Here is a 15,591-nt window from a genome sequence, read left to right as displayed (position 1 = left end):
AATCCCATTTCCCCAGGTCAACGGACAAATCGTGAGGTAGGGCCATGGGCCGATCGACGCGAATTGCCAAGGGGCACAGTGCTTTAGCGATGTTCCTTAAGGTGTACGCGACGGACCCGATAGAAATTTGTCCGTTTCCGTACGCGGTGCCGAAGGTGGACCCTTCAGCAGCACAACTGCCGAACTCGCGCGCTCGGGTAGGGTTTGGCCACCGAAAGTGTTTGCCCAGTTCAGTTGACGTGACGTAGGCGGGGTAATGGTCAGAGGGCGGGAGTGGACCGGATTCGAGGCGGCGGCGCTGCAAGAGGCCATGCGTCGATCCGTTCGCGACTTCGCGGCGCTGCTCGGCGTCGAAGGCACCACGGTCGTCAACTGGCGGACCGGCCTCGGTGCGGTCAAACCTCGCTCGAACACTCAGGCGATTCTCGATACCACGCTCGACCAGCGAGCGACGGCTGATGATCGTGCCCGGTTCGAGCAAATTCTGATCGAGGGTGAAGCTGCCTGGCGCGAGCGTCATCCGGTATCCCAACGAAGAGAATCGGCGAAAGGCGCGCTGAACAGCGACGATCCGCCTCGAAACGCAACCGACCTGTCTGTTGGTACGTCCGTACCGACTACTGTGGAAGACGGCCAGTCCGCCATACCCGGCGGCGTCTACCCCACGGAGATATCGGACATGAACCGGCGCGAGTTGTTGCGGCTCCTGAGTATCGCCACAACCACACTCGTCACGCCGCCTGCCATCGACTGGGATCGTGTGCAGTTCACAGCGGCCTCAGGCCGCGTCGACGGGGGCGTGCTCGATCAGCACGCCATCCTCAACCAGATGCTCTGGAAGAGTTACGGCGAGGCCGAGACCAAGGCAACGATCTTCAGCGCCGCGCGCGAGCACCTGACCATCCTCGTCGATGGGCTGCGAAGCTCTCCCGGTGCGAAGCTCCGCAGTCGTCAGCTCGAACTGATCGCCGACGTCCTCCAGCTGACGGGCGAAATTTTGCTCGACGGCAACCACCTGGCGGAAGCAGCTCACTGCTACGCCTTGTCGGGTACGTTTGCGGCCGATGCACAGGCCTACGATCTGTGGGCCTGTGCGCTGACCCGACACGCCTACATCGGGATCTTCGACAACCGCTATGACGATGCCCTGCCGCTGGCGGAAGAGGCGATAGAGGTAGCTCGTCGTGGCGACGGTGCACTACCAACGCGCTTCTGGGCCGAAAGTGTTCGGGCTCAGGTGCAAGCTGGTCGAGGGGAAGCCGATGAATGCCAGCGAGCCTTCGACGCAGCCCGTGGCGTCCTCGGGTTAGGTGGGACGCCATCGGTGGGGTGGCTGCGCTTCTCAGGCGAACGCATCGATGAGGAACAGGCCAGCTGCCTGATCCAACTTGGCCAACCGGAGCCGGCCGAACGCATCCTGAACCCTCTCCTCGAACGACCTCTGTCCGCCCGCCGCAGGGCCAGCGTGCTCGTTGACCTTGCCGCAGCCGGCGCCCTCCGGGGAGATCCAGTACAGACAGTGTGGTTCGGCGGCGCGAGCGTCGACATCGCTCGTCGTACTCGCTCGGGGTACGTCGGGCGACGGCTCGACCAACTGCGATCGCATCTGGCGGAACTACCTACTGATCGTCATGTGGCCCATCTGGCAGACCAAATCACTAGGCTGGCAACGTCACCCGCATACGGACGAGGAGCACTGTGAGCAGCGACAACGAGCACGGCGGCAAGGTCTTCCGCGAAGCCTGGATCACTGGCGTCACCACGCACTATCCCGGCACGCCGAAGGACGGCTACATCGCGCCGTGGGAGAACACACCCGACTGGGAGCGTGCCAGTGCGGCAGCGGTGTACCGGCAGGTGGTCGACTTCATTCAGGCCACGGATGGCGCGGCTACTCGCTTGAGTCCCGAGGTGAAGGGGCAGTTCGTCGCGATCTGCTGGATTGGGCAAATTCTGGCGCGGATTCCGGACCCGAAACCGGGCTACATTGCGCCATGGGATCAGCTGCCCGAGTGGCAACAGAAGACCGACATCGGCGTATTTGAGGCGATTGAGCGCGACGTAACGACGTCCGAGGTTACGGCCGAATCGTAGAAAGATTGAGAGTCGATAAATACTATCTGGACCTCTTTCTTCCGCACGCCTCTGCAAGCGGTCCATTTGCTTGCACGTACAATCCATTGAGCGCATAATAAGGCAATCTGAGGATCATTTGTAAAACTCGGGAAGGATCGAGAAATTAGCTCTCCGTGGACGGACAATGAAGTAAAGCTGGTGGTGGCTGGTGTGGCTGCCATCAGCGCGGTCACGGTCGCCGTGCTGTCCGCCCTCTTTGCTAGAGTATTCGCCCGGCGCGATCGGCGTCGGCAGATGTACGGAGAAGCGTTTCGAGCCGCCTTAGAGTGGCGGGAGATGCTGTACAGAGTACGACGGCGTGATAATACAGATGAAGGCGAGCGCGTCGTCATCGACAAGTTTCATGATCTTCAAGAACGCCTCGACTATTACGAAGGCTGGATCGGCAGCGAGTCGAAGTACATGAGGCGAAGCTACCGGAAGCTAATTCAGGAGGCGAAGAAAGCCACTCGGGCTCTTATCCGTGACGCATGGGACAACCCTGGCAAAAAAGGCAATTCTGACTCGAACGATGAGCATCCGATGATAAGTCCAGAGGTCCAGGACGGATTTCTCCGCGACGTTCGCCACCATCTATCATTACAACCCTGGCGATGGGTTCTTGTCACCATCAGGAACTGGAGAGAGGTGTAGTGGACGTTCAGTCATATTTTGATGCCTTCCTGGATAAGATTTCACTTGGACAAAAGCAAGTCGACAGGATCACGAGCGCGTCAGACACGCTGATCGACTTCCTGGCGGATCGCTATGCGCTGACGACCGAGAGTGTTTTCTTGCAAGGCTCGTATGCAAACGGCACTGCCGTGAAGCCCGTCGATGGCGGAGAATACGATGTCGACATCATTTGCGTATGCGCAACCACGGATCAGACACCGGAGACTGCTCTTCAAGACCTATTTGAGAAGCTCGAAAGCCATGGACGCTACAAGGATAGGCTGAAGCCAAAACAGCCGTGCGTACGCATCGAGTATGCTGACGATGAGATTGGAAAATTTCACGTCGACGTCGTGCCAGTCCGGCTGTGCCTGACGGAAGCGGATGCACCGCTGGACGCACCACGGAAGTCAAGTGGCTGGCACGCAACGGCTCCTGCTGAATACACGAACTGGTGCATTCAGCAGGGAGAGCCTTTCCAGCGGACGGTACAGATGCTTAAGCGATGGCGTGACGAGCACCAGGAGGTAAGAGGCGCGATTAAGTCGATCGTCCTCCAGGTTCTGATATGGCAGCATCTACCTGCTATTGCCGTCAACGATGCTGAGCGTGTGACGCAAACAATTCTTGCTTTGCACAACAAGTTATCTCCGCTCGATTCGCCACCGGAAGTGCTCAATCCGGTTTTGAAAACAGAGAATCTCGCCGAGAGATGGACAGTCGAGTCGTTCAGTAGTTTTAAGAGAGAGCTGGCAGAAGCGGCTGATCTGGTCGGCAGTGCAGGCCAATCAGACGATCTCGTCGAAACGGTCGACTACTGGCGCGAATTGCTCGGAGATGCCTTTCCTGCCGTTGACAAAGATCGGTTCGCGATACAACTCGCCGACATGTCTCACGCAGAGTCGCCACAAATTCATGGCTGGTCTGAGTCGTTGGATTCTCGCTACACGGTAGCCGTCCGAGCCTGGAGCCAGTGCGGCAAGGGTAAGCAATGGAATCCGTATGCAAACGATGGTGCCGTCTTGTCGGCAGGGAGTTCCCTGAGATTCGAAGCCGACTACTCTGGCCCTACCTCTGTGGATGTGTGGTGGCGCATTACAAATACCGGCAACCACGCCAAAACGAATGGTTCCCTACGAGGGAATTTTATAAAGGCATGGCGACTAGATCACCGTCCTTCACCAGATCCCGCCCAGCACTGGGAAAGAACCGCTTTCACGGGTTCGCATCTGGTAGAGGTTTTTCTTGTTCATGCTGATCACGTTGTTGCGCGTAGCTCCCCATATAGGATTAATATCCGGGACCGCCGGTTCCCATGGAGTGCATAGTAGATTTCGAGTCCTGCTGTGCGCTTTCCGTAAAGCGCTACTGCAACGCCTTAAGCAATTCGGCGATTGCCGTAGACTTGTACATTCGGGAAAGTCCGGCGTGATGCATACGCCACATTCCGTCAGGATCTTCAAACTTACTGTCGTAGTGTCCGGCGTTTATCCCGATAACCAGCGGCGGCCGGTAGGCTCCATCGTAGCTGAGCCCTGGGCCTACGTTGATGCCTCGCTGCCCAACGAATACCGGACTTCCTGAATTACCGCTAGTAGAGAAGGCATCGAAAAGCATTTGATAATTACCATCAGTGCGAGTCGGCTCCCCTTCCAGTCGTCGATAATCGTGGCGAGGATCGCTCACGATCGTGCCTGTTCGAAGTATGGGGCGACCACCTTTTTTGTCGTACCATTCAGGATAGCCCGGCAGGAAGGTCATTTCGCCAACTTCAATTTGAGAATCGAAATGCTCCTCGGTAGCAAGGAGGCTCTGCGGAATGTTGTAATGCAACTCGACTGCAGCGGCATTTTCGGCGGGATCTATTTCCACATGACTAATACTCGGAAAATCCACTTTTGTCACCGCCTCGGACACGTCAATGGCCGCAATGTCTACGGAGTCGTCTGGATGGTAACTGATCTTAGTGAAATCAAGGGTAAGGACCATCTTTTCAGGCTCGGGACCGTACCAGGCATCTACTATCAGCTCGGTAATTTGAGCGCCATCGTAAGACGGCTTAGCCCACGGCAGGTCTACAATGTGACGGTTGGTGACTAGCGCAGCATGGCCACTGCTTTCCATGCCAACCAGAAAGCCTGTGCCTGTACCTCGACTTGTCTGGTTACCCGGTTCGTAAAAGTGGGTCGCGTTCACCCGACAGGCCGCGTACAGTGCCGAGTTACCAAAGCCAGTGGACATGGGGCAATAGTCTACGTCCCGCCTCCCTGTGCCAGCAGGATCGCCGCTCTCACACTGCTTTTGGCCTTGTTCAACCTCACAGCGACCGCGCCGTACGAGTGACCGGCCTCGTAGAGTTGAATCGCCAGCGCCGTCTGCTCTTCCGTCAGCCCCTGCCGCCGCATCTCCACCCCTGCCTCACGCAGCAGCTTGAGTATGCCGCCCTTGGACAGTCCGTATCGCTTGCATAGCTCTGGGGTAGAGATGCCAGCCTCGTAGGCTGCTGCCAACTCGGCGACGGTCGTTGCCGACAGCCGTCGATCCAGTCGCCGAATCCGTGGAGGCTGAGAGGTTTTCGCTGGTCGATGAGGTGACGTGACCTCCACACGCTCGATCACCCGCCGCAACTGATCAGGGTGCCACTGGTTCGAATACCGTCCCAGCATCTCGACCACGATCGCCCTGCTCGAATCAGCGACCGCGCCGACGGCGGTGAGGTCCGGCCCACCCGGCAGCGGCCGCGGCGGATGTCGGCTCCGGAGATCAGGCCGGGCGGGCTCCGTCGAGAAAGATCGTGAGCACGGCGGCGCCGGCCTGCTCGAGTCCGGTGGTGCGGCGCAGGATGGCGTACAGCGCCTTCTCCAGCAATCCGGTGTACATGTCGAACAGCAGGTCGACCGGTAGGTCGGACCGTAGCGCGCCCTCGTCGACACCGCGGGCGAGCAGTCGGCGTACCGGTTCGCTCAGCTGCGCATCGAGTTCCGCATCCTTGTCCGTCTTCCCGCCGGGCTGCATCAATGCCGCGTATTTGCCTCCCGCGGTGAGGAATCCGCGGGTGAGCCGGGCGAGGGCCTCCGGGACGGCGACGGTGTCGAGTTCGGCATCGTCGATACGGGCGAGCAGATCCGACGACGCGGCGGCGAGCAGACCCTCCAGCAGGGCCTCGCGGTTGGGGAAATAGCGATACAACGTCGCCCGGGCGACACCGGCCGCGGCGGCGATCTCCGCCATGCTCACCGCCGGTCCACGGTCCGCGAGCACCGTGGCGGCCGCATCGAGGATCGCCGCCTCGATGTGATCACGCAATGCCCGTCCGGCCATCACCGCAGCCTACACAGCGGTCTCCCCTATTGACGCCACCGTCTCTCATTGAGACACTAGTGTCTCATTCGCTTCCGGGAGACGATATGACCCACACCCGCAGACTGGGATCCACCGACCGCGAGATAAGCCCGATCGGCTTGGGCTGCATGCAGTTCGCCGGACAGGGGGTGGTCGCCGAGTTCTATCGCGCACTCGACCCCGGCACGATCGACGCGGTGGTCCGCACGGCTGTCGACGGTGGCATCAACTGGTTCGACACCGCCGAGATGTACGGTCGCGGCCACTCCGAACGCGCCCTGACCACCGCGTTGAAAGCGGCGGGAGTCGGCGCCGGGGAGGTCACCGTCGCCACCAAGTGGGCGCCGCTCGGCCGGACCGCCGCCAACATCGAACGCACCATCGACACGAGAATCGAAGCGCTACAGGGCTTCCCGATCGACCTGTATCAGATCCACGAACCACACACGAGCCTGTCCCCGCTGACCGGTCAACTGCATGCGATGGCACGGCTACAGCGATCCGGGAAGATCGCCGCGGTCGGGGTCAGCAATTTCTCCGCGCGGCAGATGGAACACGCGGACGGGGTGCTGCGCTCGTACGGGCTGCGGCTGGTGTCCAATCAGGTGCAGATCAGCCTGCTGCACCGGGCCGTGGAGTCCAACGGCGTCCTCGACACCGCTCGCCGCCTGGGCATCACCCTGATCGCCTACGCACCGCTGCGCTCGGGCCTGCTCACCGGGAAGTTCCACGACGATCCCGCCCGCCTCGCCACGCTCCGGCCGATCCGCCGGACCCTCGGGCGATTGACCACCCGCACCCTCACCCGGACCCGGCCGGTGATCGATGAGCTGCGGGCAATCGCCCACGCACACGGCGCCACACCCACCCAGATCGCGCTGGCCTGGCTCATCACCCACTACGGCGACACCGTGGTCGCCATCCCGGGCGCCTCCGCACCCCGCCACGCGCAGGACAACAGCGACGCCATGGATTTGCGGCTCACCGAGACCGAACTCGCTCGCCTGGATGCCCTGACCGCGCACCGGTGAGGCGCCGCCAGGGCCCCGGGTCAGGCCCGGCGCCGGCGACGCAGGGTCCGGTCGTAGTCCTCGAAGCGGGCCTTGGCAATCGCCGAGCGATCCGGGGTCCGCAGCACGATCCCTTCCGGGTGGCCGCCCGCGCCGGCGTCGAGCCGGCAGCGGGTCCCGGGCAGCCGGGCGCCGAGGAACTCCCGCATCGCCTCGATCTCGTGCGGCAGTTCGGCGGCGTCCACGGTGAACAGGCGCGGCGTCAGCTCGAGATCGAAATCGGCTGCGGCAGCGGTCAACTCGTCCTCGGTGGCGAACCGCTGGCCGCCCGACTCACGCCAGGCGGAGAGCTCGGCGGCCGATCGGCGCGACAGCTCGTCCCATTCGGACAGCACCACCATGTCGAAGAGGCGGTATCCCACGCCGCGCTCGCCGGTGTACTGCTTGCTCGCGGCGGTGACCTTGCCGCCGTAGACCTCCAGGTACAGCACCCGGACCACGGCGTCCGCGGGTGGCAGCGCCTCGGCAAGATCCCGCAGCGCCGCGACGATTCCCTGGGCCGGATTGCCGATCAGGTCGCCTCGGGCGCACAGCAATTCCTCGCGGCTGCCCAGCAGCCAGGAGCCGTCCGGCAGGCCGATCACCCGGGAGTTGGTGCCGTCGACCTTCTCCGTTCCCACGACCGGTCCCCGGAACTCGACGACACCGGCGGTCAGCGCGCCACGCTCGCCGAGCCCGTGGTAGGTCGGGATCGAGGGGTACTTGGTCGCGCTGTTGATCGCGTCCAGGTCGGCGGTACGGACATCGAAATTCACCGCTTCATGGTGGGCGGCGGCCGAGCGGGTTGTCCATCGGATTTCGGGCCCGCTGGACGGGCTCGCACACACCGCGGCCGGGGTCCGGGCGCGAGGTGTGCGAGCCGGTCCGGATGTTCAGTCGAACTCCGGGCCCTCGGTGCGGGTGCGCTTCAGTTCGAAGAAGTGCGGGTAGGCGGCGAGGATGACCGACGCGTCCCACAGTTTGCCCGCCTGCTCACCACGCGGGATGCGCGAGAGCACCGGGCCGAAGAAGGCGACGCTGTTGATGTGGATGGTGGGCGTGCCGACGTCCGGGCCCACCTTGTCCATGCCGGCGTGGTGGCTGACCCGCAGCTCCTCGTCGAAGCCGCCGTTACCGGCCGCCTCGGCGAGCTCGGCCGGCAGGCCGACCTCGGCGAGGGCGTCGGCCACGACCGCCGCCAGCATCTCGGCGCGGTCGGCGCGCTCGTACTCTTCGCGGCGGTTGTGGATGCGGGTACCCATCGCGGTGTACAGCGGCGACAGCACCTTGTCGCCGTGCTCCTGGGCGGCGGCGATGGCCACGCGCACCGGGCCCCACGCCGTCTTCATCATTTCCTGGTACTGCTCGGGCAGGTCACGGCCCTCGTTGAGCACCGCGAGGCTCATCACGTGGAAGTGGGTCTCGATGTCGCGAACCTTCTCGACCTCGAGGATCCAGCGGGAGGTGATCCAGCACCACGGGCACAGTGGGTCGAACCAGAAGTCGACACGGTCCTTGGCACCGGTCTGTGCGGTCGTCACGTCGGTTGTCCTCTCCGGAAAGTTGGTGTCTGGCACGACGGCACACTGAGCCGTCGACCGACATCAACGCCGGGAACTTCCCTTTATTTCCGGGGTTGTCGATGGCGGACGTTGTCGGTGGTCGGCAGTAGTGTCGAGCGCGCGGAGGCGGGTAGTACCGGAGAGATCATCGACAGCAGAGGTCCAGCAGAGGTCCAGCAGAGGTCCATCGACCCCGATCACGCGGACAGCGGCGCGGTCGGCACAGGAGGTCCGGATATGACCGAGGATTCCAGGTTCGTCATCGTCGGCGGCGGGCTCGCCGCGGCGAAGCTCGCCGAGCAGTTGCGGGCGCAGGAGTACGCCGGGGCACTCACGCTGATCGGCGCGGAGTCGCATCTGCCCTACGAACGGCCGCCCCTGTCGAAGGACCATCTCCTCGGTAAACAGGCACTGGTCGACTTCACCGTGCACCCGGAGCAGTGGTATCGCGAGAACCGGGTGGACCTGCGCCGCGACACCACCGTCACCGCCATCGACCGGACCTCGAAAACCGTTGTGCTACCGGATGGTTCGACCCTGCCCTACGACAGGCTGGCGCTGGCGACCGGATCGCGGCCGCGGCGGCTGCCGATTCCCGGTACCGACGCCGCCGGGGTGTACGAACTGCGCACCATCGAACAGTCCGACGCGCTGCTGACACTGTTCGGGGTGGCGCATCGGCTGGTCGTGATCGGCGCGGGCTGGATCGGCTTGGAGGTCACCGCGGCGGCCCGCAACGCCGGGCTGGAGGTCACAGTGCTGGAGGCCGAGGAGGTGCCGCTGCAAGCGGCACTCGGCAAGCAGCTCGGCGCGGTCTTCGCCGAACTGCACCGCGACCACGGGGTCGATCTGCGCTGCGGCGCCCGGGTAGCGGAGATCGTCACCACCGACGGGCGCGCGACCGGTGTCCGGCTCACCGACGACACGGTGATCGCCGCCGACGCGGTGCTGCTGGCGGTCGGCGCGCGGCCCAATGTCGAACTGGCCGTCGACGCCGACCTGCCGACCGGTGACGGCATCCTGGTGGACGAGAGCCTCGCGACGTCCGACCCGGCGATCGTGGCCATCGGCGACATCGCCGAACAGCAGCATCCGTTGCTGGGCCGCCGGATCCGGGTGGAGCACTGGGCGAATGCCCTCAATCAGCCCACGGTGGCGGCCGCGACCATGCTGGGCCGCCCGGCGGTCTACGACCGGCTGCCCTACTTCTTCACCGACCAGTACGACCTGGGGATGGAGTACACCGGCCACGTCGCACCCGGGCAGGACGCCTCGATCGTGATCCGTGGCGACCTCGGCCGCCGCGCATTCATCGCGTTCTGGCTGGATTCCGGCAACCGGATCCTCGCCGGCATGAACGTGAACGTCTGGGACGTCACCGAGCGCATCCGGGAATTGATCGTCACGGGCCGGCCGGCCGATCCGCAACGACTGGCCGACCCGGATACGGAGCTGTAGGGCTGCCGGCCCGGTGATTCAGCCGGCGGCCGGTTCCACAGTGCGCGCACCGTCGCGGAGCAGATGCTTGCGGACCTTGCCGACCGCGGTCCGCGGCAGCGTGTCGACGATCTCGATGCGGTCCGGAACCTTCGCCCGCGGTAGCCATTCGATGCAGTGCGCGAGCAATTCCGAGACGTGCGGCACGGGCTCGTGGCAGACCACGTACGCCACTATCGCCTCTTCGCCGGTGCTGCCGGGCACCCCGATCACGGCACAGTCGGCGACCGTGGGGTGCTCGGACAACACCCGCTCCACCTCGGCGGCGGAGACGTTCTCCCCGGGACGGTTGATCACGTCGTCGGCCCGGTCGTGGAAGGTGATGAAACCGTCCGGCCGCAGCCGCACGAGGTCACCGGTACGCAGCCAGTCGTCCGACATGACCGCGGCGGTGGCCGCAGGGTCGTTGTGGTAGCCGGCCATCAGCGTGTAACCGGGTACCCCGCCGACCAGCAGCTCCCCCACCTCGCCCGGGACGACGTCGGCGCCGTCCGGATCCACGACTCGCACCCGGCCGGGTGCGGTGGGCAGCCCGAGGGTGGCATTGTCGTGCGGGCCGAACAGCGGATTCAGCAGGGGCGGCGAGACCGTCTCGGTCATGCCGTACAGCTGCCGCAGCGGACATTCGAACCGGGTGCGGAAACGGACCAGCTGCGCTTCGGACACGTTCTGCGCGAACAGGGCCGCGCGCAACCGATTCTGCGCGTCGTACGGGGTTTCCGGGGCGGCCAGGATCATCCGCAGCCGGGTGGCGAACAGACTGGTCAGCGTGGCGCCGTGGATACACGCCTGCGCGGCCCAGCGGGTCGCGGAGAAACGCGCGGTCACCGCGAGCGACGCCCCCGACACCAGCGCCGACATCGTGCAGTAGTACTGGGCGTCGGCGTGGAACAGCGGCTGCACCACCAGCCAGCGGTCGTCGGACCGGATCCGCAGCCCCTGCGCGACGGTCAGACCCGCGGCCACGTAGTTGGCGTGCGTGACGACGACACCCTTGGGCCGGTTGGTGGTTCCGGACGTGTACAGGATCGCCAGTGGATCCTGCGGCCGGACGCGCACCGCCTTCGGCACCCGCCCGTCCGCGCGGCGATCGAATGCCGCCCCGGTTACCACCACCGCCACCGCGGTCGCCGCCCGCACCGTCTCCTCCTGCGCGGGACCGCACACCACGGCCACGCACTCGGCGTGTCCGAGCGCGTAATTCAGGTCGTCGGCCGTGCTCTGCGGGGACAGCGGGACGATCACCGATCCGGTGAGCGCGGCGCCGAACCAGCAGCTGAGGAACTCCACACTGTTGTCGAGCACCAGCCCCACCCGGTCACCGCGACCCGCGCCGAGCCCGCTCAGCACGGCCGCGCCGCGCCGGGCCAGCTCCATCGTGCCGCGGTAGTCGACCAATTCGATGTTCCCCGCCAGATCGTCGAACACCAGGAACGGCGCGGACGGGGTCTCCGCCGCCCAGTACGCCAGTAACGTGGCGACCGTCTGTGCGCCGGTCATCGGATGGTCCATGGTCGTGCTCACCTCACCTCGAACTCCACGGCACAGACCGTCCGGCCCGCACCGCGCACCGTATCCGGGCCGGGCGGCCGCGGTCGTGCGTGTGGAATCACGGTAATGCCGAATGCACTGTCCCTGCGCGGCGTTCGCGCGGCGTCACTGCGACTCGCCGCGCAACTGGATCAATCCCAGGTGTCGCCGGTGATCAGTTCGTACGCTTCGACGTATTTCCGGCGGGTCGCGGCGGCCACCTCCGCGGGGATCTCCGGGCCCGGCGATTCCTTGTCCCAGCCGGTGGAAGTCGCCCAGTCGCGGACGAACTGCTTGTCGAAGGAGCGCTGCGGACGGCCCGGTTCCCATTCGGCCGCGGGCCAGAACCGCGACGAATCGGAGGTGAGCACCTCGTCGCCGAGGGTGAGAACGTCACCGTCCCAGCCGAACTCGAGTTTGGTGTCGGCGATGATGACACCTCGCCCGGCAGCGTGCGCCGCGCCGCGGGTGTAGATCTCCAGGGTGAATTCCCGCAACCGTTCGGCGACCTCGCGGCCCTCCTGGGCGATCACGTCGTCGAAGGTGATGAATTCGTCGTGCCCCTCGGCGGCCTTGGTGGTCGGCGTGAAGATCGGCTCGGGCAGCCGGTCGCCCTCGCGCAGGCCCGGCGGCAGCGTCACCCCCGAGATCGCCCCGGTGCGCTCGTACTCCTTCAGGCCGGAGCCGACAAGGTAACCGCGGGCGATGCACTCCACCGCGACCATCTTCAGCGGCTTCACCCGCACCCCGCGGCCGGCGAATTCGGCGGGCACATCGGTGGTGGACAGCACGTGATTGGGCACGTCGGCGAAGAACTGGAACCACCAGTTCGAGAGTTTGGTGAGCAGCGCGCCCTTGTCCGGAATGCGGGTCGGCAGCACCACGTCGTAGACCGACACCCGATCGGAGGCCACCAGAATCAGCGAGTCGCCGTCCTCATACAGGTCGCGCACCTTGCCTGCATGGATATGCTTCACGCCGCTCCTCCGAATCCGCCGCCACGACCGCACCGATGACCCTTGTCGCGGTCACCTTACCGGCCGGTCGCGGCCGCGCTCGAGCACGGAGCGGTATCGCCTCCGCGACGATCCGCCCGGACCCCCGCACAGACCTTTCAGCTGGGACAGTTCCGCGCGGCGAGAACTCCGTGAACGGGACGTGGCATCCTGGGCTCTGGCCGCGTTCCGCATCGCCCACGAGCGAAGGAGTTCCATGTCCGCACCGAATCTCACCCGTGAGCAGGCCGTAACGCGGGCCGCGACGATCCAGGTGGACAACTACCGCGTCGAGCTCGACCTCACCGAGCAGGGCTCGGCCACGGATACGTTCGTCTCACGATCGACGGTGACCTTCACCGCCACACCGGGTGCGGAGACCTTCGTCGACATCGTCGCCGCCGGTGTGCGTTCCGCCGCCCTGAACGGCGTGCCGATCGACATCGGTGACTACGACGAGTCGAAGGGTCTCACCCTCGGCGGGCTGGCCGAGCACAACGAACTGGTGGTGGAGGCGGACTGCCAGTACTCGAACACCGGCGAGGGCCTGCACCGGTTCGTCGACCCGACCGATGACAAGGTCTACCTGTACTCCCAGTTCGAAACCGCCGACTGCAAGCGCCTGTTCGCCTGCTTCGATCAGCCGGACCTCAAGGCCACCTACAACCTGACGGTCACGGCTCCGCAGGACTGGCAGGTGATCTCCAACGGCGCCACCACCGCCACCCGGACCGTCGGCGCCGGCGTCGAGCACACCTTCGCCACCACCCCGCGGATGAGCACCTATCTGGTGGCGCTCATCGCCGGCCCGTACGCGAAGTGGACCGACGCCTACACCGACGAGCACGGCGAGATCCCGCTGGGCATCTACTGCCGCGCCTCGCTGGCCGAGCACATGGACGCCGATCGGCTGTTCACCGAGACGAAGCAGGGTTTCGGCTTCTACCACCGCAATTTCGGTGTGCCGTACGCGTTCGGCAAGTACGACCAGCTGTTCGTGCCGGAGTTCAACGCGGGCGCGATGGAGAACGCGGGCGCGATCACCTTCCTCGAGGACTACGTCTTCCGCTCCAAGGTGACGCGCGCCTCGTACGAGCGGCGTTGTGAGACGGTGCTGCACGAGATGGCGCACATGTGGTTCGGCGACCTGGTCACCATGAAGTGGTGGGACGACCTGTGGCTGAACGAATCGTTCGCCACCTTCGCCTCGGTGCTGTGCCAGGTCGAGGCGACCGAGTACACCAACGCCTGGACCACCTTCGCCAATGTCGAGAAGTCGTGGGCGTACCGGCAGGATCAACTGCCCTCGACACATCCGATCGCCGCCGACATCCCGGATCTGGCCGCGGTCGAGGTGAACTTCGACGGAATCACCTACGCCAAGGGCGCTTCGGTGCTGAAGCAGCTGGTCGCCTACGTGGGCCTGGAACCGTTCCTGGCGGGTCTGCGCGACTACTTCGCCGAACACGCCTACGGCAACGCCACTTTCGATGATCTGGTGGGCGCGCTCGAGAAGTCCTCCGGCCGTGACCTCTCCGACTGGGGCGCGCAGTGGCTGAAGACCACCGGCCTGAACATCCTGCGGCCGGACTTCGAGGTCGCCGACGGGGCGTTCACCCGGTTCACGGTCGTACAAGAGGGCGCCGCGCCGGGCGCCGGCGAACACCGCGTGCACCGGCTGGCGGTCGGCGTGTACGACGAGGTCGACGGAAAGCTGGTGCGTACCAAGCGCGTCGAACTCGACCTGGACGCGGCCGAGCGCACCGAGGTGCCGGAACTCGTGGGTGTCGCCCGCGGCAAACTGGTCCTGGTCAACGACGACGACCTGACCTACTGCTCGGTGCGGCTGGACCCGGAGTCGCTGGACACCGTGGTGGCCCACATCGCCGACATCGCCGAATCATTGCCCCGCACCCTGTGCTGGTCGGCCGCCTGGGAGATGACCCGGCAGGCGGAGATGCGCCCCCGCGATTTCGTCGCCCTGGTGCAGAGCGGCATCGCCGCCGAGACGGAAATCGGTGTGGTGCAACGCCTGCTGATGCAGGCCCAGACCGCCCTCGGCAGCTACGCCGACCCGGAATGGGCCGAGCATACCGGCTGGCCGGCCTTCGCCGACCGCCTGCTGGAACTGGCCCGTGAGGCCGCACCCGGCTCGGATCACCAACTGGCCTTCGCCAACGCACTGACCGGCGCCCGCCTGTCCGCCTGGCACACCGAGGTGCTCACCGAACTGCTGGACGCCGATCCGGCGACGGTCGGCCTGCCCGGCCTGGTGGTGGACACCGACCTGCGCTGGCGGATCGTGGTGGCGCTGGCCGCCGCGGGCGAGGTCGACGCCGAAACGACCGAAACCCCGTTCATCGACGGCGAACTCGATCGCGACCCCACCGCCGCCGGACGCCGCCACGCCGCCGCGGCCGCCACCGCCCGCCCCCAGGCGGAGGTGAAGGAAAACGCCTGGCATACCGCCATGAACGACGACAAGGTCGCGAACATCACCGCCCGTGCCATCGTCAGCGGCTTCGCCCCCAGCGGCCAATCCGACCTGCTCCAGCCCTATGTCGAACGCTACTTCGCCGAAATCCCCGCCGTCTGGGAGCGCCGCTCCAGCGAGGTCGCCCAGACCGTCGTCGTGGGCCTCTACCCGCACTGGGCCATCAGTGAGGAAGCCGTCGCCGTCGCCGACAAATTCCTCTCCGCCGACCACCCCCCGGCCCTGCGCCGCCTGGTGGTGGAGGGCAAGGCCGGAATCGAGCGCTCCCTGCGCGCCCGCGCCTTCGACGCACTGTAGGTCCGACACGGCCTCGGGGCGTGGATGTTCGATCC

At 65.2% G+C, this 15,591-nt stretch carries 14 protein-coding genes; 7 read left to right on the top strand and 7 right to left on the bottom strand.

Features of this window, described 5'->3' with window-relative positions:
• Positions 1-256: 256 nt before the first annotated feature.
• From LBW94_RS34065 to LBW94_RS34050, 4 genes are all read left to right on the top strand, one after another.
• The gene (locus tag LBW94_RS34065; RefSeq protein WP_225062344.1) at positions 257-1,702 is read left to right on the top strand and encodes a hypothetical protein; all 1,446 of its coding nucleotides are present in this window, start codon (positions 257-259) and stop codon (positions 1,700-1,702) included.
• Positions 1,699-2,094 carry a hypothetical protein gene (locus LBW94_RS34060; protein ID WP_225062343.1) on the top strand — a complete coding sequence of 132 codons (396 nt, stop codon included), beginning with the start codon at positions 1,699-1,701 and terminating at the stop codon, positions 2,092-2,094. The genes LBW94_RS34065 and LBW94_RS34060 overlap by 4 nt, the downstream gene beginning before the upstream one ends.
• A 192-nt stretch (positions 2,095-2,286) precedes the next feature.
• The gene (locus LBW94_RS34055) at positions 2,287-2,769 is read left to right on the top strand and encodes a hypothetical protein (RefSeq protein WP_225062342.1); all 483 of its coding nucleotides are present in this window, start codon (positions 2,287-2,289) and stop codon (positions 2,767-2,769) included.
• A complete protein-coding gene (locus LBW94_RS34050) occupies positions 2,769-4,118 on the top strand; it encodes an SMODS domain-containing nucleotidyltransferase (protein WP_225062341.1) in 1,350 nt (449 codons plus the stop codon). Before LBW94_RS34055 ends, LBW94_RS34050 begins: the two co-directional genes overlap by 1 nt.
• 37 nt (positions 4,119-4,155) lie before the next feature.
• Here LBW94_RS34050 and LBW94_RS34045 read toward each other — a convergent pair whose 3' ends face one another.
• The 3 genes from LBW94_RS34045 to LBW94_RS34035 all read right to left on the bottom strand — a co-directional run bounded on the left by LBW94_RS34045 (position 4,156) and on the right by LBW94_RS34035 (position 6,111).
• Positions 4,156-5,031, bottom strand: a complete 876-nt coding sequence (locus LBW94_RS34045; protein WP_225062340.1) for a S1 family peptidase — start codon at positions 5,029-5,031, stop codon at positions 4,156-4,158.
• An 11-nt stretch (positions 5,032-5,042) separates the two neighbouring features.
• Entirely contained in the window at positions 5,043-5,456 is a 414-nt protein-coding gene (locus LBW94_RS34040; protein ID WP_225062346.1) for a helix-turn-helix domain-containing protein, read from the bottom strand.
• A gap of 97 nt (positions 5,457-5,553) precedes the next feature.
• A complete protein-coding gene (locus LBW94_RS34035) occupies positions 5,554-6,111 on the bottom strand; it encodes a TetR family transcriptional regulator (RefSeq protein ID WP_225062339.1) in 558 nt (185 codons plus the stop codon).
• 86 nt (positions 6,112-6,197) lie between these two features.
• Here LBW94_RS34035 and LBW94_RS34030 point away from each other — a divergent pair, with 86 nt between their 5' ends.
• Positions 6,198-7,163 carry an aldo/keto reductase gene (locus tag LBW94_RS34030; RefSeq protein WP_225062338.1) on the top strand — a complete coding sequence of 322 codons (966 nt, stop codon included), beginning with the start codon at positions 6,198-6,200 and terminating at the stop codon, positions 7,161-7,163.
• Between the two features lie 20 nt (positions 7,164-7,183).
• On the opposite strand, the gene LBW94_RS34025 is transcribed toward LBW94_RS34030, so the two are convergent.
• Both LBW94_RS34025 and LBW94_RS34020 read right to left on the bottom strand, forming a co-directional pair.
• Positions 7,184-7,957, bottom strand: coding sequence for an RNA ligase family protein (locus LBW94_RS34025; protein ID WP_225062337.1), 774 nt, complete (start codon positions 7,955-7,957; stop codon positions 7,184-7,186).
• A 117-nt stretch (positions 7,958-8,074) separates the two neighbouring features.
• Positions 8,075-8,722: a DsbA family protein gene (locus LBW94_RS34020; protein WP_225062336.1), complete on the bottom strand. Its 648-nt coding sequence runs from the start codon at positions 8,720-8,722 to the stop codon at positions 8,075-8,077.
• A gap of 258 nt (positions 8,723-8,980) precedes the next feature.
• On the opposite strand from LBW94_RS34020, the gene LBW94_RS34015 reads away from it, so the two are divergent.
• Entirely contained in the window at positions 8,981-10,201 is a 1,221-nt protein-coding gene (locus tag LBW94_RS34015; RefSeq protein WP_225062335.1) for an NAD(P)/FAD-dependent oxidoreductase, read from the top strand.
• Positions 10,202-10,219: 18 nt separating this feature from the next.
• Here the strand turns inward: LBW94_RS34015 and LBW94_RS34010 are convergent, their stop codons facing one another.
• Together LBW94_RS34010 and LBW94_RS34005 are read right to left on the bottom strand one after the other, a co-directional pair.
• Entirely contained in the window at positions 10,220-11,764 is a 1,545-nt protein-coding gene (locus LBW94_RS34010; protein WP_225062334.1) for a class I adenylate-forming enzyme family protein, read from the bottom strand.
• A 158-nt stretch (positions 11,765-11,922) separates the two neighbouring features.
• Positions 11,923-12,747, bottom strand: coding sequence for a phosphoribosylaminoimidazolesuccinocarboxamide synthase (locus tag LBW94_RS34005; RefSeq protein ID WP_225062333.1), 825 nt, complete (start codon positions 12,745-12,747; stop codon positions 11,923-11,925).
• Between the two features lie 235 nt (positions 12,748-12,982).
• Between LBW94_RS34005 and pepN the strand changes: the two genes are divergently transcribed.
• Positions 12,983-15,556, top strand: coding sequence for an aminopeptidase N (gene pepN, locus LBW94_RS34000; protein ID WP_225062332.1), 2,574 nt, complete (start codon positions 12,983-12,985; stop codon positions 15,554-15,556).
• Positions 15,557-15,591 lie beyond the last annotated feature (35 nt).

Source organism: Nocardia sp. alder85J (assembly GCF_020176955.2).
In the GTDB taxonomy this organism is placed as follows: domain Bacteria; phylum Actinomycetota; class Actinomycetes; order Mycobacteriales; family Mycobacteriaceae; genus Nocardia.
Note: the sequence above shows the minus strand (reverse complement) of the source record. Positions and strands in the feature narration are given on the sequence as shown.

Excerpts from the sequence above, each read along its gene's own strand:
- LBW94_RS34040 (WP_225062346.1), bottom strand. The coding sequence starts at position 5,456 with ATGCTGGGACGGTATTCGAACCAGTGGCACCCTGATCAGTTGCGGCGG.
- LBW94_RS34065 (WP_225062344.1), top strand. The coding sequence starts at position 257 with ATGGTCAGAGGGCGGGAGTGGACCGGATTCGAGGCGGCGGCGCTGCAA.
- LBW94_RS34035 (WP_225062339.1), bottom strand. The coding sequence starts at position 6,111 with ATGGCCGGACGGGCATTGCGTGATCACATCGAGGCGGCGATCCTCGAT.
- LBW94_RS34045 (WP_225062340.1), bottom strand. The coding sequence starts at position 5,031 with ATGTCCACTGGCTTTGGTAACTCGGCACTGTACGCGGCCTGTCGGGTG.
- LBW94_RS34015 (WP_225062335.1), top strand. The coding sequence starts at position 8,981 with ATGACCGAGGATTCCAGGTTCGTCATCGTCGGCGGCGGGCTCGCCGCG.
- pepN (WP_225062332.1), top strand. The coding sequence starts at position 12,983 with ATGTCCGCACCGAATCTCACCCGTGAGCAGGCCGTAACGCGGGCCGCG.
- LBW94_RS34030 (WP_225062338.1), top strand. The coding sequence starts at position 6,198 with ATGACCCACACCCGCAGACTGGGATCCACCGACCGCGAGATAAGCCCG.